The sequence below is a fragment of the Microbacterium sp. TPU 3598 genome (assembly GCF_002356155.1).
Classification (GTDB): Bacteria; Actinomycetota; Actinomycetes; order Actinomycetales; family Microbacteriaceae; genus Microbacterium; species Microbacterium maritypicum_A.
On sequence record NZ_AP017975.1, the window covers coordinates 3550503 to 3568945 of the forward strand.

15 protein-coding genes and 1 pseudogene are annotated in these 18443 nt (G+C 68.0%); 6 read left to right on the forward strand and 10 right to left on the reverse strand.

What is annotated here, in order from left to right:
• The first annotated feature begins 2 nt into the window (after nt 1–2).
• Nucleotides 3–2480, forward strand: coding sequence for a S8 family peptidase (locus tag MST3598_RS16960; protein WP_029260642.1), 2478 nt, complete (start codon nt 3–5; stop codon nt 2478–2480).
• Nucleotides 2481–2750: 270 nt separating this feature from the next.
• On the opposite strand, the gene MST3598_RS16965 is transcribed toward MST3598_RS16960, so the two are convergent.
• The 4 genes from MST3598_RS16965 to MST3598_RS16980 all read right to left on the reverse strand — a co-directional run bounded on the left by MST3598_RS16965 (nt 2751) and on the right by MST3598_RS16980 (nt 7428).
• Nucleotides 2751–4097 carry a dihydrolipoamide acetyltransferase family protein gene (locus MST3598_RS16965; protein ID WP_029260643.1) on the reverse strand — a complete coding sequence of 449 codons (1347 nt, stop codon included), beginning with the start codon at nt 4095–4097 and terminating at the stop codon, nt 2751–2753.
• Between the two features lie 28 nt (nt 4098–4125).
• Nucleotides 4126–5091: an alpha-ketoacid dehydrogenase subunit beta gene (locus MST3598_RS16970; RefSeq protein WP_029260644.1), complete on the reverse strand. Its 966-nt coding sequence runs from the start codon at nt 5089–5091 to the stop codon at nt 4126–4128.
• Nucleotides 5092–5102: 11 nt separating this feature from the next.
• A complete protein-coding gene (locus tag MST3598_RS16975; protein WP_029260645.1) occupies nt 5103–6245 on the reverse strand; it encodes a thiamine pyrophosphate-dependent dehydrogenase E1 component subunit alpha in 1143 nt (380 codons plus the stop codon).
• A gap of 115 nt (nt 6246–6360) precedes the next feature.
• The gene (locus tag MST3598_RS16980; protein ID WP_029260646.1) at nt 6361–7428 is read right to left on the reverse strand and encodes a histidinol-phosphate transaminase; all 1068 of its coding nucleotides are present in this window, start codon (nt 7426–7428) and stop codon (nt 6361–6363) included.
• Between the two features lie 84 nt (nt 7429–7512).
• Here MST3598_RS16980 and MST3598_RS18580 point away from each other — a divergent pair, with 84 nt between their 5' ends.
• The 3 genes from MST3598_RS18580 to MST3598_RS16990 are packed head-to-tail and all read left to right on the forward strand — an operon-like array spanning nt 7513 to nt 8476.
• Complete coding sequence (locus MST3598_RS18580) at nt 7513–7761, forward strand: ribbon-helix-helix protein, CopG family (RefSeq protein WP_231479801.1); 249 nt, start codon at nt 7513–7515, stop codon at nt 7759–7761.
• Nucleotides 7758–8039, forward strand: coding sequence for a type II toxin-antitoxin system death-on-curing family toxin (locus MST3598_RS16985; RefSeq protein ID WP_168436352.1), 282 nt, complete (start codon nt 7758–7760; stop codon nt 8037–8039). Before MST3598_RS18580 ends, MST3598_RS16985 begins: the two co-directional genes overlap by 4 nt.
• Nucleotides 8040–8074: 35 nt before the next feature.
• Nucleotides 8075–8476 carry a phage holin family protein gene (locus tag MST3598_RS16990; protein ID WP_021201595.1) on the forward strand — a complete coding sequence of 134 codons (402 nt, stop codon included), beginning with the start codon at nt 8075–8077 and terminating at the stop codon, nt 8474–8476.
• 53 nt (nt 8477–8529) lie between these two features.
• Here the strand turns inward: MST3598_RS16990 and MST3598_RS16995 are convergent, their stop codons facing one another.
• Nucleotides 8530–9849 (reverse strand): hypothetical protein, encoded by a 1320-nt coding sequence (locus MST3598_RS16995; protein WP_029260648.1) that lies wholly within the window; start codon nt 9847–9849, stop codon nt 8530–8532.
• Nucleotides 9850–9871: 22 nt separating this feature from the next.
• A complete protein-coding gene (locus MST3598_RS17000) occupies nt 9872–10129 on the reverse strand; it encodes a hypothetical protein (protein ID WP_029260649.1) in 258 nt (85 codons plus the stop codon).
• Nucleotides 10130–10337: 208 nt separating this feature from the next.
• Between MST3598_RS17000 and MST3598_RS17005 the strand changes: the two genes are divergently transcribed.
• Both MST3598_RS17005 and purB read left to right on the forward strand, forming a co-directional pair.
• Complete coding sequence (locus tag MST3598_RS17005; protein ID WP_231479804.1) at nt 10338–10787, forward strand: low molecular weight protein-tyrosine-phosphatase; 450 nt, start codon at nt 10338–10340, stop codon at nt 10785–10787.
• 23 nt (nt 10788–10810) lie between these two features.
• Entirely contained in the window at nt 10811–12193 is a 1383-nt protein-coding gene (purB, locus tag MST3598_RS17010; RefSeq protein ID WP_046399053.1) for an adenylosuccinate lyase, read from the forward strand.
• Between the two features lie 76 nt (nt 12194–12269).
• On the opposite strand, the pseudogene MST3598_RS17015 reads toward purB, so the two are convergent.
• From MST3598_RS17015 to MST3598_RS17030, 4 genes and pseudogenes are all read right to left on the reverse strand, one after another.
• Nucleotides 12270–13702 (reverse strand): annotated as a pseudogene (locus MST3598_RS17015) (MFS transporter).
• 91 nt (nt 13703–13793) lie between these two features.
• The gene (locus MST3598_RS17020; protein WP_051671229.1) at nt 13794–16997 is read right to left on the reverse strand and encodes a glycosyl hydrolase family 95 catalytic domain-containing protein; all 3204 of its coding nucleotides are present in this window, start codon (nt 16995–16997) and stop codon (nt 13794–13796) included.
• Between the two features lie 241 nt (nt 16998–17238).
• Nucleotides 17239–17595, reverse strand: coding sequence for a hypothetical protein (locus MST3598_RS17025; RefSeq protein ID WP_021201588.1), 357 nt, complete (start codon nt 17593–17595; stop codon nt 17239–17241).
• The gene (locus MST3598_RS17030) at nt 17592–18242 is read right to left on the reverse strand and encodes a hypothetical protein (RefSeq protein ID WP_021201587.1); all 651 of its coding nucleotides are present in this window, start codon (nt 18240–18242) and stop codon (nt 17592–17594) included. The genes MST3598_RS17025 and MST3598_RS17030 overlap by 4 nt, the downstream gene beginning before the upstream one ends.
• Nucleotides 18243–18443: the final 201 nt, after the last annotated feature.

Below are 18443 nucleotides of genomic sequence, written 5' to 3' on the forward strand. Positions count from 1 at the left end.
CGATGCCCAACGAGCCCGTCCAGCTGGTCCTGAACTCAGAGCGGATGCGCGACAAGCGCGAGACCGGAACCCCGAATGGGAACGGCAAGGACTTCTTCGCCACCGACAACGCGGGTTTCTCCGCGCACCGGAAAGCACTGGTGGCTGCTGCCAGCGCGATTCGCGACGCCCTTCAGCTCGATGACACGTACGGCGGGCTCGGGTACGTCAAAGTCACGATGCACGAGGACGCCATTGCGAAGTCCCACCGCCCTCAGAAGGTTCTGTTCCGGAGTATCTGGTCGCCGCACGTCGCGACCGACGGTGTCGGCGAACCGATCTTCGCAGTCACTCCTGAGTCTCTGACTGCCGTCATCGCGGAGATGAGCAAGAGCGAAGCCGTTGTCACGAAGCAGAGAGTCGATCCGGATACCGGTGTAGTCGCGCTTCGCCCGTCGCGTCAAAGATGCGAAGTGTCGGCCATTGCGTCCATTACCCTCTGGACCGAGACCGACCGCCGGAACTTCAGTGCCGTAGAGGCCTCCTCGTGGCTCGCGCAGCCAGGAACAGGCGGAGGCTACATCGTGAGCTGCTTCCCCCTGGCGTCGGCGGCGAAGAACCCGAAACTCGCGGAACGGACTCGTGCTGCAGCGAGCCGCCTCGAAGAACTGCAGGCGATGCCCGAAGTTGCGGCCCGGGCCATCGAGGGCGGATCTGACCGAGGCCGGATGTACGCGATACAGATGATGGACCCTCGTGCGCTCGAAGCCGGGGGCACCGCCGAGATGCTGGACGACCCAACCGCACATCAGGTACTCCTCGAAGAACTGGGCCGGAATCCCGTCGTTCGCTCAATCAGTCTGCCGCCCGTCATCGCCAGCCAATCCACCGAGTCGCGAACGCTTGAGACGGAAGCACCCGATGATGTCCTCCTTGCCCCAGAGGGCACCCCGCCGGCGCAGGTTGGAGTCATCGACGGTGGAGTGGGCGACGCACTACTCCCCTGGGTCGAGAATCAGTGGGGACTTCTCGCAGGCCAGGACAAGAACACCGACCACGGCACCTTCATCTCCGGGCTTTTGGTCGCCGAAGGGACCATGAACCCGGCGCTCAAGCTATCGCCCGACCTCGGCTGCCGCATCTATGACATCGACGTACTGCCCGCCGACCCCGGCGGTACTGGTAAGCCCTTCGAGGCGTACTATCCGCAAGGCGTTCCGCAATTCCTCGATGAGGTCGATCAGGCCGTCGAGTCCTACAGTCAGGACAGTGGTGTCCGGGTGTTCAACCTCAGCATCAACGTCGACTCACCTCAAGGTGCTGACTCGTACGGGTACATGGCCCGACGCCTAGATGAGATGGCGGAAAAGTACGACGTCATCTTCGTCATCTCCGCAGGCAACCTGCGCCCCGGGTATACCCGCACGGAGTGGCATCCGAAGGTCGACCTCGCTCTCGCGTCTCTTTCAGCCGACACTCGTGGGATCCTCGCTGAGCCCGGCGAGAGTCTCCATAACGTCTCGGTGAGCGCCCTCAACCCACCTGGGCTCGACGGACAGGTGCCGTACGCTCTCGCGCGTTATAGCCGCCGAGGTCCGGGGCTTCGCGGCGCAACGAAGCCCGACTTCGCGCATGTCGGCGGGTCTGGGACACCGCTCACGGACGGCGGTCATGGACTTACTTCCGTCAACGGGGCCGGGTTCCTGGTTACCGACTGCGGTACGAGCTTCGCGGCACCGCTCGTCGCTCGCCGCCTCGCGGACCTTGACGCGCTCATCGAGGGCGATGTTTCCCGGGAGACCTTGCTCGCCCTGATGGTGCATTTCGCGCACACCCCCGACGTGTTCGCGCAGAAAAAGATGCTCCCGCATACGCGAGACCTCATTGGTTTCGGCGTCCCCACGACCGCGGAGCGGATGCTACAACGCTCGGATTCGGAGATCACCATCGTGGTCAGTGCAGTTATCCGGCCAGACGAGGACAACTGGTTCACCTTCTCTTGGCCTGATGCGCTGGTGACGGCTGAGGGAGGCTGCGCAGGTGAAGCGCGTCTGACCATCGTCGCGAAGCCGCCCATCGCACACGAACATGGTGACGAGCGTGTCCGCGCCAACATTCACGCGCGTCTGATGCAGAGCGATGGCGCGGGCGGATGGTCCGGGCAGACCAAGCCTGTGAACGCGCTGCCGCCGAAAGGCAAGATGCACCCGACGGAGCGCGAGCTTCTGCAGGAGTCGATGAAGTGGCAGATGGTGAAGTCGTTCGAGACCGGCAGGATGCGCGGACGCGGATCGAGCTCGGAGTGGAAGCTCCGCATCGACTATCTCGAACGAGCGAATGAAAAGCTGCCGGTGGACGGAGTCGACTACTCCGCGGTCCTCACCATCAGCGATCCGAAGGGCCAGGCACCCGTGTTCGCCCAGATGCGTCAGCACTTGAACTCCATCGGCGTGCAGACCGGTGACCTGCGAACCAGCATCCGTACGCGGACCACCACCTGAGCTCAAGACAGCAGGTTTTCGTGGACATGCAGGTGCTGGCCAGTTAGAGCGAAACGACGAGCGGCTTCGCCTACGGGGTTGGGAGATGGCGCGTACGCGTGTTGTGAAGAGAGGATGGTAGGTGTCGCCGGCGCTTCCTTAGGTGCCCTCTCGCAGCCTCCAAACCCACGATCCCTGTGGACACAGGGATCAACTACGTCGAACCAGCTCGCCTTTGTTTGAGTGGTCCAACTTCGAGTGAAGAAGAAGCACCTTCAGGGACGTCCGATATCAGTCCACGAGCAGCGCGGGCTCCTCGAGCACGGAGGCGACGTCGGCGATGAAGCGGCTCATGCCGTCGCCGTCGATCACGCGGTGGTCGAACGACCCTGCGACCGTGGTCACCCAACGAGGACGCACCTCGCCGTCGACGACCCACGGCTTCTGACTGATGGTGCCCATCGCCACGATGCCCGCCTCGCCGGGGTTGATGATCGGCGTGCCGGCATCCATCCCGAACACACCGATGTTCGTGATCGTGATCGTGCCGCCCTGCTGATCGGCCGGTGGAGTCTTGCCCTCGCGCGCCGTGAGCGTGAGACGGTTCAGCGCCCGCGCCAGGTCCTTCATGCCGAGGTCCTGCGCGTCCTTGATGTTCGGCACCAGCAGGCCGCGCGGGGTGGCGGCGGCGATCCCGAGGTTCACGTAGTGGCGCACGGCGATCTCCGCACCGGCTTCGGTCTCTATCCAGGCCGCGTTCACCATCGGCGTGCGACGGGCGGCCCAGATCACGGCGCGAGCCATGATCAGCAGCGGCGAGACGCGGATATCGGCGTAGTCGGGCGAGGCCTTCAGACGCTTCACGAGCTCCATCGTGCGGCTGGCGTCGATCTCCTTCCACACCGTCACATGCGGGGCCGAGTATGCGCTCTGCACCATCGCCGAAGACGTGGCCTTGCGCACACCCTTGACCGGGATCGACTCGGTGCGGTCGTCGCCGGCGGCCGAAGGCTGGGTCGGAGTGAGTCCGCGTGCGAGCCCTGCCGGTGCAGCCTGCGGTGCGGGCACGGTCTCCTCGCGCACGGCTCCCCACTCGGGAGTCTCGATGTTGCGGAAGACGCTCGCCTGCGACGCGTGCTTCATGACGTCGTCTCGGGTGACCTCGCCGTCGGCGCCGGTCGCTGCGACCGTGGTGAGGTCGACGCCGAGGTCGCGCGCGAGCTTGCGGATCGGCGGCTTCGCGATCACGCCCACCGACGAGCGCACCAGACGCTCGGCCGGGCGCTTGCGACGCGAAGTGGCGCCGCCTCCCGTGCCGTAGCCGACCAGCACCGATCCGCCGCCCTCTTCTGCGGCGGGAGCCACGGCAACGGGAGCGGCCGTTGCACCCGCAGCAGGCTCGGTCACGAAGGTGATGATGGGCGTGCCGACCTCGACCGTCGTTCCCTCCTCGACCAGCAGCTCGCCCACCACACCCGCGTGCGGCGACGGCAGCTCGACGAGCGACTTGGCCGTCTCGATCTCGCAGAGCACGTCGTTGATCGCGACCGTGTCGCCGGGGGCGACCTTCCAGGCCACGATCTCGGCCTCGGTCAGGCCTTCCCCGACGTCGGGGAGGGTGAAGTTCTGCGTGCTCATGACGAGTCCTTTCGGCCGAGCGGGGATGTCAGTAGGCGAGTGAGCGATCGACGGCCTCGAGGATGCGGTCGGCATCCGGGAGGTACGCGCCTTCGAGCTTCGCGGGCGGGAACGGGGTGTCGTAGCCGGAGACGCGCAGCACTGGAGCCTCGAGTGCGTAGAACGCCCGCTCCATGACGGTCGCCGCGATCTCACCGCCGATGCTTCCGAACCCCTGGGCCTCCTGCGCGTAGACCATGCGCCCGGTCTTGCGCACCGAGTCGAGGATGGGCTCGTAGTCGACCGGCGACAGCGAGCGCACGTCGACGACCTCGCAGCTCGTGCCCTCGGCTTCGGCGAGCGCCGCGGCCTGCAGGAGCGTGGTGACCATCGCGCCGTGTCCGACGAGGGTCACGTCACTGCCCGTGCGCACGACCCGCGAGGAGTGCAGCGGAACGGCGGAGGCGTCGAGCTCGACCTCGCCCTTCTGCCAGTAGCGGCTCTTCGGCTCCATGAAGATCACCGGGTCGTTCGAGGCGATCGCCTCCTGGATCATCCAGTACGCGTCGTTCGGCGTCGACGGCGAGACCACGCGCAGGCCCGGGGTGTGCGCGAAGTACGCCTCAGGGCTCTCCTGGTGGTGTTCGACCGCGCCGATGTGCCCGCCGTAGGGAATCCGGATCACGATCGGCATGCTGATGGCGCCCTCGTGCCGGTTGGTGAGCTTCGCGAGCTGGGTGGTGATCTGGTCGAACGCGGGGAACACGAAGCCGTCGAACTGGATCTCGATGACCGGACGGAAACCGACCATCGCCATGCCGATCGCGGTCCCGACGATGCCCGACTCGGCCAGCGGAGTGTCGAGCACCCGGCGGTCGCCGAAGTCGCGCTGCAAGTGCTCCGTCACACGGAAGACGCCGCCGAGCTTGCCGATGTCCTCGCCCATGAGCAGGACCTTCGGATCGTTCTCCATCGCCTTGCGCATACCCGCGTTCAACGCCTTGCTGAGCGGCATCGTCTCGAGAGTCACCGGGCTCCTCCTTCGAGCGACGCGTCTTCGAACGACGCCTCGTACTGCGCGCGCCAGGCCTTCTGCTGGTCGATCAGCGGATGCGGCTCGCTGTACACGTGGTCGAACATCTTGTCGGCACTCGGTGGCCCGAGCTCGACCGTGCGGGCGCGCAGATCCTCTGCAGCATCGGCCGCTTCGGCCTCGACATCGGCGAACAGCTGCCCCGACGCTCCGCGCGCTTCGAGGAACGCGCGCATCCGGACGATGGGGTCGCGACCGGCCCAGTACTGCTCCTCGTCGCTGCCGCGGTACTTCGTCGGGTCGTCGCTGGTGGTGTGCGCGCCGAGCCGGTAGGTGACGGCCTCGATCGCCTGCGGACCTTTGCCGGCACGGGCCTCGTCGAGAGCCGTGCGCGAGACCGCATAGCTGGCGAGCACGTCGTTGCCGTCGACCCGGACGCTCGGGATGCCGTAGCCCGCGCTGCGCTGCACCAGCGGCACACGCGACTGCGTGGAGACGGGCACGGAGATCGCCCAGTGGTTGTTCTGGAGGAAGAAGACGGTCGGCGCCTGGTAGCTCGCGGCGAAGACCATCGCCTCGTGCACGTCTCCCTGGCTGGACGCACCGTCGCCGTAGTAGACGATGACCGCTTCGTCGCGGTCCGGGTCGCCTGTACCGGTGCGGCCGTCGAACGCGAGACCCATCCCGTAGCCGGCCGCGTGCAGCACCTGCGACCCGAGCACGAGGGTGTACAGCCGGGTGTTGCCGTTCTTGGGGTCGGTGGGGTCCCACCCGCCGTGCGAGACACCACGCATCAGCTTGATGATGTCGACCGGGTCGACGCCGCGGATGCGGGTCACCGCGTGCTCGCGGTACGAAGGGAAGATCGTGTCCTGCGCACGGGCCGCACGACCGGAGCCGACCTGCGCCGCCTCCTGCCCCCGGCTCGGCGGCCACAGCGCGAGCTGCCCCTGCCTCTGCAGGTTCGTCGCCTGGGTGTCGATCGCGCGGATGACGACCATGTCCCGGTAGAACTGCTCGAGTTCGGCGTCGCCGATCGCTTCGATCAGGGGAAGGTACCGTTCTGCGGCGGCCGACGGGGCGTACCGTCCGGTCTCGTCCAGAACGCTCACAAGGGGTGTCTCGGAGGTGGTCACGCTCTCACGCTACCCGCGCCCGCATGCGTCGTCACGCATACCTAGGACGCCCTTGTAACTGCCCGGAACCCGGAGAAAACCGCGGAAAACCGCCCCGGGCCGGTGCGGCGACGGCTCAGCGGACCGAAGCGGCCACCTCGAGCACGCGGGCGATGGAGCCCTCCTCGCCCACCGAGATGCGGATGCCGTCCCCCGAGAACGGCCGGACGATGAGGTCGTTCTCGACGAAGGCCGCAGCGACCTCGTCGGTGCGCTCTCCTGCGGGCAGCCAGACGAAGTTGGACTGGGAGTCGGGGACGTCCCAGCCCTGTGCGCGGAGGCCCTCGACCAGGCGGGCGCGTCGCTCGACGATCACGGCGACACGCTCCAGCAGCTCGGGCTCGGCGTCGAGGCTCGCGATCGCGGCGTTCTCGGCGGCGGACGTGACCGAGAGGGGGATGCCGGTGGTGCGCGCGGCGTCGAGCACCTTCTCGTGGCCGATCGCGTAGCCGACGCGGAGGCCGGCGAGGCCGTAGGCCTTCGAGAAGGTGCGCAGCACCACGACGTTCGGGTGCTGCTCGAACACGCGCTCGGCGAGACCGTCGACCGCGTCGGGCGCCGTGACGAACTCGGCGTACGCCTCGTCGAGGATGATCAGGACATCGTTCGGGACGCGCTCGACGAAGGCGGTGAACTCGGCCGACGTGATGATCGGACCGGTCGGGTTGTTGGGCGTGCACAGGATGATCGCGCGCGTGCGATCGTTCACGGCGTCCGCCATCGCGTCGAGATCGTGACGGGAATCGGCGGTGAGCGGAACCTGCACCCCGGTCGCGCCCGCCACGAGCGGCAGGCTCGGGTAGGCCTCGAAGGAACGCCAGGCGTAGATGACCTCATCGCCGACCGATGCGGTCGCGAGGATCAGCTGGTGCAGGATCGACACGCTGCCGGAAGCGACGTGCACCTGGTCGGGCTCGACCCCGTAACGGGCTCCGAGACGCGCGCGCAGGCGGCCGGCGGTGGCATCCGGGTAGCGGTTGATCGGCGTCGTGCTCTGCAGGGCTTCGAGCACCGAGGGCAGCGGATCGAAGGGGTTCTCGTTGCTCGACAGCTTGAACGCATCGGGCCCTGCCTGCTTGCCCTGACGATACGGCGCGAGAGCGGCGATGGCGGGACGGATGCGGGGCAGGATCGGCTCGGTCACGAGGTCGAGTCTACGAGGGCAGCAGGCTCTTCCCCGGCGGCTTCTCCCCTGTCGACGACCGATTCGCGGTCGTACCATTCCGGTATGGCGATGACGGTGCGACTTCCGGAAGAACTCGATGCTCAGCTCGAGGCGATCGCGCGCGCCCGGCACACCTCGAAGCACGCGGTGATCATCGAGGCGGCGACGCGCTTCGCGAACAGCGAGTCGAAGACGGATCGCGTGCTCTCCATCGCGGACGAGATCACCGAGCGCTACCAGGCCCTCGCCCTGATCGCGAAGCTCGGCCTGCACGTCCGCGACGAAGGACTGCTCTTCTCCGCGCTCGCTTGACCATCCGCAGGGATGTTCGGCGCCGACGCGTACCCGACGTTCGAAGCGAAGGCCGCCGCGCTGACAGTTCGGTAGCTCAGAACCACGCGCTGTTCGATGGTAACGAGCGCATCTCGCTCTGCCTCACCTTCATCTTCATCCGACTCAACGGCTACGAGCCGACGTTCACGAACGACGAGGCATTCGACTTCGTCCTCGACGTCGCACAGAGTCGGTTGGACTTGAAGCAGATCGCGCAGGTCATTGCCGCCCATATCCGGGAAGACACGGCGCGCTGACATCTCGCGGGCGTCCGTGGGACACTGGTCGGACTATGCGCTTCATCATCCGCGTCGTCGTCAACGCCTTCGCCCTCTGGGTCGTCACGCTCATCCCCGCCCTGCAGGTCGTGATCACCGCCTTCCCACCCGGCGAGACGCTGCAGCTGGTGCTGACCCTGCTCGCGGTGGCCGCGATCTTCGCCCTCGTGAACACGATCATCGGCACCGTGGTGAAGATCGTCGCGTTCCCGCTCTACATCATCACGTTCGGGCTGATCGGGTTCCTGATCAACGGCTTCCTGCTGTGGCTGACGGCCTGGATCACGAGTGGCTTCGGCTGGGGCCTGACGGTCGGCGACTTCTGGTGGGGCGTGGTGGCCGCGCTCATCATCTCGATCATCAACGGCATCTTCGGCTTCATCCTGCGCCCGCAGAGCAAGAGCCGCCGCGACTGAGAAAGCGCGCTCCTCCCGCGGATCGAAAAGCAGCCGACTGATCTCGAAGTCGGTCATCCCCCCTTTCGCTCGGCGTGGTACTCGGTCCGCTCGACCTCGACCGCCTGGCCGAGCTCGTCCCAGTACTCGTCGAGAGCCTCGGCGCGGGGATCGTCCGAGGCATCCACCATCTCCGCCGTCTCGATGTAGGTCTCGAGATGGTGGGTCTGCAACTGCAGATCCTGGAATCCGTCGTGCGGGTCCCCTTCGCGAGACGCCGTGAAGCTGTCGGGGGATCCCGTGCCCGCCGCGGAGCCCCCGGCGGCGAGCGCCGAGACGACGTCGTCGGTGTGGCGGAGCTGGATCAGGGTCTGATCCTCTCCGAGCGTCGGTTCGGTCGGGCTCCCCGCGGTCAGCTGCATCGACACCTCGAAGTCGCTCTCCATCGCGAGACGGGCGGCGATCATCCCGCCCTGCGAATGCGCGACCACGTCGACCTGGTCGCCCGGCTTCGCCCCCGCCGCGCCCAACGCGTCGACCGTGGCCTGATACGACGCCGATGCGCGGCCCTGATAGAGCTCGATGTTCGACTTCATGTCCCACGGCTCGGACTTCCCCGACCGCCACGGCAGGGACTCCTGAGTCCCGGCGACGTAGGCCACATACCGGGTCGCCCCACCGACCATCGTGTATTTCTCGACCGCGACCTGCGAGGCCGCTCCCGGTATGCGACGGAATGCCGCAGCGAGGCCGGCAGGCGCATTCGGAGCCGACGTCTTCACGGGCATCACCTGCACGGGATCGGCCTTCCCCGCCAGCGTCATCCCCGGCCGGACCGTGCCGAGCCCGGATGCGACGCCCACCATCGCCCCGGCGAGGAACAGCGGCGGGAGCGCCCCCGCCAGGTCGTACTGCTCGCCCAGTCCCTCGAATCGCCGCTCCTTCCAGCCGGCCACCAGCCACTCGGCCATGGTCCCGATCCGTTCGTCATCGGCGACGAGCCGGTCGGCGCGCGCCTGCACGGCGCTCGCCGCCGCGGCATCGGTGAGGGCGAGCGCCTCCGCCTGCGCGCGCAGCTCGACCACCTCGAACGCGTCAGCCATCACCAGGGTTCCCGTGCAGGCGTTCTCGATCTCGACGCACAGTTCATCGATCCGCTCGACACTCCGTTGCAGTGCACCGACATCGACTCCCGAACCGGTCTCCGGCGCCGAGGAGATGAGCGCGTGTGCCCGGCGGACCGCGGCGCGTGCGTGTTCGTACTCCGACACCACCGATCGCATCCGTGCCCCGAGATCGCGCAGCTGCTCGGTGTCGACGGCGATCGCCCCGCCGTGATCGATGCTCAATCCCCCGCCATCCGCCGACGGTTCCCTGCCTGCGACCATGCTCATTCCGCCGCCCTCATTCCGCCGCTCATACCGCCCCGCCGAGTTCCCATCTCCGCACCGTGAGGTGTCCGATCTCGACTCCGGTGTCGTCGCGCAGCCGTTCGAGCAACGCGTTCAGCGCGCGGAACCCCTCGGACTGCCAGTCGGAGCGATCGGTGAGCGCGACCAGAGTCGCCCCGGATTCTTCGAGCGTGGAGATCGCCTCTCCGATCTCCTGGGAGGCGAGAAGCAGGTCGCCGAGGTGCGCGGAGCCGACATCGAGGATGTTGACGAACGAGTACATGGCCCCAGCTTCCGGGATCACGGGCTTCTCGCCCTGCCCGATCGCCGCGAACGGTGGAGAGATGGATGCCCGGTCAGGGTGTGCAGAGGATCGCGCGAGGCGGTGCGCGCTGTGCAGGAGGCCCGCGGCCGGGCAGAATGTAGGTGTGACATCCCCGGATCCCTTCCGCGTGATCTTCGTCTGCACGGGGAACATCTGCCGCTCTCCCATGGCCGAGGTCGTCTTCCGCGACCTCGCCGAGCGGCAGGGACTCGGCCCGCGCATCGTCTCGCGCAGCGCCGGAACAGGCGACTGGCATCTCGGCGAGCGCGCCGACCACCGCACGATCGATTCCCTGGCCCGTCGCGGTTACGACGGCTCCCAGCACCGCGCCCGCCAGTTCACCGCCGCGGCCTTCGCGGACAACGACCTCGTCGTGGCCCTCGATCGCACGCACGAGCGCATCCTGCGGGAATGGGCGCACGACGAGGACGAGGAGGGGAAGGTCACCCTGCTGCTCGCCTTCGACCCGAACGCCACGACCCATGACGTGCCCGACCCCTACTACGCGGGCGCGGAGATGTTCGATTCCGTGCTCGGTATGATTGAGGCGGCGACTCGGGGCCTGTTCCGCCAGCTCGAACCCGCTCTGCGTCTCCCCCGCACGCCCCGCATCTGAGGGGCCCGATCAGGAGGACTCCCCTGACTTTCCAGCCTTCGCTCCCGCCGCAGCCCCTGAGCCCGCTCGACGGTCGCTACCGCGGCGCCGTCACCGGTCTCGCCGACTTCCTGTCCGAGGCCGGCCTGAACCGGGCGCGCGTCGAGGTCGAGGTCGAGTGGCTGATCGCCCTCACCGACCGCTCGCTGTTCGAGACCTCGCCGCTGCCGGAGTCGGACAAGGAGCGCTTGCGCGCCCTCTACCGCGACTTCGGTCAGGCCGAGATCGACTGGCTCGCCGAGAAGGAAGCCGTCACCCAGCACGACGTGAAGGCGATCGAGTACCTCGTGCGCGATCGACTCTCGACGCTCGGACTCGACGGCATCGCCGAACTCACGCACTTCGCGGCCACGAGTGAAGACATCAACTCCGCCTCCTACGCCCTCACCGTGAAGCGCGCTGTCGAGGAGGTCTGGCTCCCGGCCCTCGACACCGTGATCGCGAAGCTCCGCGAGCTCGCCGTCGAGCACGCCGACGCCGCGATGCTCTCGCGCACGCACGGCCAGCCCGCGACGCCCTCGACGATGGGCAAGGAGCTCGCGGTGTTCGCCTGGCGCCTCGAGCGGGTGCGCGGTCAGATCGCCGCCTCCGACTACCTGGCCAAGTTCTCCGGCGCGACCGGCACCTGGTCTGCGCACCTGGCCGCAGACCCCGACGCCGACTGGCCGACCATCGCCCGCGAGTACATCGAGGGCCTGGGGCTCGGCTTCAACATCCTCACTACCCAGATCGAGTCGCACGACTGGCAGGTCGAGCTGTACGACCGCGTGCGTCACGCCGGCGGCATCCTGCACAACCTCGCCACCGACATCTGGACCTACATCTCGCTCGGCTACTTCGCGCAGATCCCGGTCGCCGGGGCCACCGGTTCGTCGACGATGCCGCACAAGATCAACCCGATCCGCTTCGAGAACGCCGAGGCGAACCTCGAGATCTCGGGCGCCCTGCTCGCATCGCTCGGCCAGACGCTGGTCACCAGCCGCCTGCAGCGCGACCTGACCGACTCGACCACGCAGCGCAACATCGGCGTGGCTTTCGGGCACTCGCTGCTCGCGCTCGACAACCTGCGCCGCGGCCTGAACGCGATCTCGCTGTCGCGCGACGTGCTGCTCGCCGACCTCGACGTGAACTGGGAGGTGCTGGCCGAGGCCATCCAGACCGTCATCCGCGCCGAGGTCGTCGCCGGCCGCTCCACGATCACCGACCCGTACGCACTCCTCAAGGAGCTGACGCGCGGCCACAGGGTGGGCGCGGCCGACCTCGCCGAGTTCGTACAGGGTCTCGAGATCGGCGACGCCGCCAAGCAGCGCCTGCTCGCGCTGACCCCGGCGACGTACACGGGTATCGCAGAGAAGCTCGCGCAGTAGCCGCGAGGCTGAGCCCGACTCCTCACCCAGTCGCCGTCACGATCGACGAGTGCACGCGGGCAGGAAGGCACGCGGGCTAGGGGGCTGAGTCTCCGGAGTGCTCCTCGACACTGTCCTTCGGCATGAAGGCGGCGGCGAGCAGGGTGAGCACCGCGGTCACGGCGACCGCGACGAACACCCACACCGACGCATGGATGATCGTGCCGGGATCGTCGGGACCGATGCCCTGCGCGATCACGGCATTGGAGATCGCCCCGAACACGGCCACGCCGACGGCGCTCCCGGCCGAACGCGCGAACGCGTTCATACCCGTCACCGCCCCGCGCTCGCCCCAGCCGACCGAGGCCTGCGCGGCGATCAGCGTCGGCGCCGCACTCCATCCGAGCCCGAAGCCGAAGAGGAACGCGATGCCGGCGATCACGAACGGATTCGGCCACGAGGCGACGGAGGCCAGGGCGATGGCGGCGACCGTCGTGATGCTCATGCCGATCAACGTGGTGCGGCGGAAGCCGATGCGCAGGTACAGGCGTCCCGCGTTCGCGGCGGCGAGCGGCCAGCCGAGGGTCAGAGCGGCGACCGCGAGACCGGAGAGCAACGGGGCGATGCCGGTGGACCCTTCGAGGTAGGCCGGAGCGAAGCTGGTGACACCGAGCATCAGTGCGCCGACACCGAGCGACACGATCGTGGTGGTGAGGATGAGCCGTCGACCCGCGAGGCGCAGGTCGACGATCGGCTCTGCGACGCGGCGCTCGACGAACCCGAAGGCGATCAGCGCGATCACTCCCAGACCGAAGCAGAGGGCGCTCTGCACCGACAGCCACGCCCAGGCGTTCCCGCCCTCGAGCATGCCGAGGATGAGCGCGGTCAGCCCGATCGTGAGCAGCACCGCTCCCCCGTAATCGATGCTGTGCTTCTGGGTCTGCTTCTGCTCCTTGTAGTTGCGCAGCAGCATCCATCCGGCGATCAGACAGAGCGGGATGTTGATCCAGAAGATCCACCGCCAGGCGTCGAACTGCGCGAAGATCCCCCGAGCGCCGGGCCGACGACCGACGAGATCGCCCAGACGCTCGCGACGTATCCCTGCACCTTGGCACGTTCGGCGACGGTGTAGATGTCGCCGACGATGGTCATCGACATCGGTGCCACGGCACCGGCGCCGATGCCCTGGATGATGCGGAACACGATCAGCGCCGGCATGCTCCACGCGAATCCGCAGAGGATGGAGCCGAGCAGGAACAGGGCGATGCCGAGCAGGATGATCGGCTTGCGTCCGACGGTGTCCGCGAAGCGGGAGTAGATGGGGACGCTCACGGCCTGTGCCAGGAGGTACACCGAGAACAGCCACGGGAACTGCTGGTAACTGCCGAGATCGCGGACGATGCTGGGCACGGCGGTCGCGAGGATCGTGGCGTCGATCGCGATCAGGCCGGTGGCCAGCATGAGCGCACCGAGAATGGGGCCCCGCTCCGACCGGAGTCCGATGGAGGCGCGGTCGACGGAGGCAGTCACTACAGGGACAAGCCGATCAACCGCAGCGGTATTCCGGATTCATGCGGGATGGCGGCACCGACGTCGCCCTCCGACGTCGGTGCCGCCGGGGTCAGTGCGCCGGGCCGAGGTCGCGCATGGGCTTGCCGTTCTTCGGGTTGCCCGGCTTCACCTTGCGACGTTCTCCGTTCACGACCACGATCACGTTGCTCATGTTCGGTGCCCGATCGGCGACGACGTCGTAGGCGACGACCTTCCCGTCCCGCCACGTGCAGTCCACGCGGTATCCGCCCCGTGCGCGGAGCCCGGCGAACGATCCGCTCACCGCCCAGTCCGCGGGGACGGCGGGCAGCAGCCGGATGACGTCGCCATGACTCTGCACGAGCATCTCCGCGATCGCGCCGACGATGCCGTAGTTGCCGTCGAGCTGGAACGGCGGGTGGTTCGCCCACAGGTTCTGCAGGATGTTGTACGTGAGCAGGCCGCGGACCATGATGCCTGCCCGCTCGGCGTCGCCCAGGCGCGCGAAGAGTCCCGCGCGCCACGGCCAGGTCCAGGAACGGCGACTGTCGCCCGAGACTGTGGCAGCGGTGAACGGCACGCCCTCCTTCTCTCCGCAACGCGCCTTGAGTGAGACCAGTGCCGCCGCCGAGAGCTCCGGAGTATCCGGGGTGATCTGGCGTCCCGGGTACACGGCGAACAGGTGCGAGGTGTGCCGATGGATGTCGTTCGGGTCGTCGCGGTCGGTCTGCCACTCCTGGAGCTGCCCCCAGCGGCCGATCTTGTTCGGAGCCAGGCGCTGCTGCATGTCGGCGATCGTCCCCTGGTACTTCTTGTCGACGCCGAGGGCCTTCGCGCATTCGAGGTAGTTCTGGAAGAGGTCCCAGATGATCTGCTGATCGTGCATCACCCCGTCTTCGCGCGGGCCGTGCTCGGGAGACCAGCCCATCGGCGCGACCAGGGTGCCGTCGGGGAGCTCTTTGAGCTGGTCCTCCCAGAACTGGCAGATCTCCTTGATCAGCGGGTAGGCCAGATCGCGCAGGTACTTCTTGTCCTGCGTGAACGCCCAGTGCTCGTAGAGGTGCTGCGCATACCAGGCGCTGGCGATCGTGTTCCACTCCCACGCGTTGCCGCCGAAGATGCTCTGCGAGGTGCGGGCGGTCCACCCGCGCACGTCGGCGCCGAACGCGTTCCGCGTGGCGATTCTGCTGGGCACGGCCACCTCACGGATGAAGGTCGCGAGGGCCTCGTGCGACTCCGGGAGGTCAGCGGTCTCGGCCCCCCAGTAGTTCATCTGGATGTTGATGTTCGTGTGGTAGTCGCTGGCCCACGCCGGCTGATTGCTGTTGTTCCACAGTCCCTGGAGGTTGGCGGGCAGCCCGCCGGGCTTCGACGAGCTGAGCAGCAGATAGCGCCCGTAGGCGTAGAGCGTCTGCTCCAGCGTCGGGTCGGCCTCGCCCGTGCCGTAGCGGAGCAGTCGACGGTCGGTGGGCATCGCCATCACGGCGCCCTCGGTGACCCCCCATTCGACCTTCGCGCGCTGCATGAGTTCGGAGACCTGCGCGGTGTGCGCCGAGCGGAGGCTCTTCCACGAACGGGAGGCCGCCGTGTTCAGGGCCTTCTCGATCGCCGGCTGCGGCGCCGCACCGCGCCATCCGTGTGCGGCGCTCAGGCGGTAGTCGGTGCGGGCGTCGAGCAGCAGGGTGATGCTCGCGGCGCCGGAGACGCGCAGTCCGCCCTCGGCGGCGACCACCTCTCCGTCGGTCTCCGCGATGCGCACCGCGGCCGCGTGCGTGAGGTTGTTGGCCATGGTTCCGGCGAAGCCCATTCGGCGGCCGCCCGCGTCGACTGTCGTCGCGACGCCGTCCTGCTTCGAGACCAGGGTGATGAGAGCGGTGAGCGCACCGGGGCGGTCGGCGGTGAACCGCACCGCGATCACGTCGGCATCCCGACTGGCGAACGCCTCACGCAGCACCGTGCCCTGTGCGGTGGCGAAGTGGGTGCTGTGGGTGCCGTCCGCGATATCGAGTGCACGTCGGTAATCGACGACGGCGCGGGCTCCGGCGGTGCTGAAGCCACCGCCGGTGAAGGCGATGCCGCCGAGACGGAGCGCGCCGGGTGCGGAGAACGAGATGCGGTACATCGTGTAGGCGGTGGTGTTCGCGAACGAGAAGACCCGCCCGGTGCCGCGCTCCGGGAACGTCTCCCCGGTGCGCGTGTCGAGCGTCTTCCAGCCGAGCCCGTCGTCCGAGCCGGAGACCGTCCAGTCCCGCGGATCCTGTTCCGGCGCGTCGGGAGCACTCGTGAGCACGTAGCCGTTCAGGGCGAGCTTGGCGCTGAGCTCGACCTGCCAGACCGCCCCTGACCCGGTCGACGGAACCGCCCAGACGGTCGCGGGGTCGGCGTCCACGGTGCCGACGAGGGAATCGGCGTGGCCGCTGGGCGACGACACGTAGACGGCGCTCCCCTGTGCGAGGTCGACCCCGCCGAGCGCGACCTCGGCGACCTGGAAGTGACTGACCCCCGCCTTCGGCGCGAAGACGAAGCGGTAGTGCGCGTACGCCGTCGTGTTCGCGAACGAGAAGCTCTTGGTCTGGAGCCGCTGCGGGAACGGCGCTTCAGCCCGCGTGTCGAGCGCGACCCAGGCCGCTCCATCGGCAGACCCTTCGAACCGCCAGTCCTGCGGATCGCGGGCGGGGACGTCGTTCGCGCTCGTGAGCGCGTAGGAGGAGACGGCGACCGGCTCCGCGAGATCGGCCTGCCAGATCACCTCGGCGGGCGGCGCGATCAGACACCACTTCGTGGCCGGATTCCCGTCGAAGGTCTTCTCGACGCTCTCGCCACCCGATACCTCGTACGGGCCTCCCGGCGAGCTCACGACGGTGCGCGCGCCGAACGCGACGGTCACCTCGCCGAAGTCGCGGAACGAACCGAAACCGGTGACGCTGGTGTCGTACGCTCCGTCGGGCTGGCCGGCGAGCGCGTTGTCGTAGTCGTTGACGCCGCCCCACAGGCTCTGCTCGCTGAACTGGATCACTTCGGCGTCCGGGTTCCCGAACAACTTCGCGCCGAGGCGCGAGTTGCCGATGGGGAGCGCCTGCGTCTCCCAGCTCGTCGCCGGGGTCGCGTACCAGAGGGCGTACGGCGAGAGCTGCGGACGCGGGATCGCACCGGCGGGGACGGCGCGCAGAGCGGCGTCCACCGAGAATGCGTTCGCAGCCGCAGGCCGAGCGGCCAGGAATTGAGGGACGAGCGGGGCGAGGAGGGCGAGGCCGCCCACCTGCAGCGCCTGTCGGCGGGAAATGGGGTCCATCATCACAGCAAACCTCCGGAGCATCGTTGATCATCTGGGGCCGTGCGGTCTCGCAACCGGTCGTGGATGCGGGGCGCGTCAGAAGTCAGTGTCCGACACGAGACATCGGATGTCTAGAGACGATTGTCCAGAGGGTACGCCGAAAGTACCGGAGATCCGCGCGATTCAGAACGCCTGACGCGCTCTTTAATCGGATGTTAGATGGTCCCGTCGACGAGCAGATCTGCCGCTCCTGCGGAGCGCGTCAGGAGGACGCCGGGCGGCCGGAAGCCTCGGAGTCAGGGCTCTCCCCGTCGGGCTCCGGGTCGTACAGCACCGGACGATCGATCGTCTTGGTGACGTCGGAGGGATCGACGGCGAGGATGAGCATCGCCAGGATCAGCAGCGTCACGATGAACGCCCCGCCGCCGACGACGAGCCCCAGCGCGATCGGGGTCAGCCCGTCGTAGGTGCCGTCGGCGATCGACGCGTTCACGCGTGCGGTGAAGGCTCCGGTCGAGACCAGGGTGACGACCATGGCGAAGACGCCGCAGCCGAGCGCGATGAGGAGCAGGTGCAGGGGCCGCAGAATGTCCCGGCGGGTGGGCTTCTCGTCGCTCATCGCTCTCCTCCATGCTCCGCGGGGGCGGCGCTGTCGTTCGATTCGGACACCGTGGCGACGGCATCGACCTGCTTCGGCGTGAGGCCGGCGATGCCGAGGAAGACCGCGACGATCGCCGCATAGCCGCCGAACATGCCGACGCCGAGGATGATCCCGGAGAGGACGAACGTGCCGGCCTTGTCGATCGTGTACTCCTGCAGGAACCCGGCCGGGATCAGCAGCAGGGCCACGCCGAGCAGAACACCTAGGCCCCCGACGGTGATCGCATCGCGCGACAGCATTCCGCCGGTGCGCCGGGAGCGGATGCCGGCGAGCAGCTCGATGCCGCCGCTGACGATGGCCCAGGAGGAGACGATGATGAAGAACAGGTCGTCGGAACGCCACACCGGGATTCCGCTCACCATGCCGGCGACGACGCCGACCGCGGCGAGCAGGACGTACGACCAGCGTGAGCCGGCGGGGAGCACCAGCCAGGCGGCGAGCACCTGGACGAGAGCGGTGATGAAGACGAAGCCGCTGAACACGGACAGGCCGACGGCGGCGGAGTGATCAGACGAGAACGTGATCATCAGTGCAGCGACTGCGGCGAACAGGGCGCGCAGCAATTGCACGTGGCGCATGGTGAATGCGCGAGCAGGGGCAGACATGACGGTCCAGAGTCCTCCGGGGTGTTGCTCCCAGTCTACGCGGGGCGGCGGAGCCGCAACGCCGGGAGCCCTGCGGAGGGAGGATTCGTGAAGCCCGGCTGATCTCCCCAGATCGATTGCCGGGCTTCACGACATACGCAGCAAGGGGGGCATCACTGCGTCAGGCCGGTGATCGCAGGGTCGGGCACCCTGCCTGCGAAG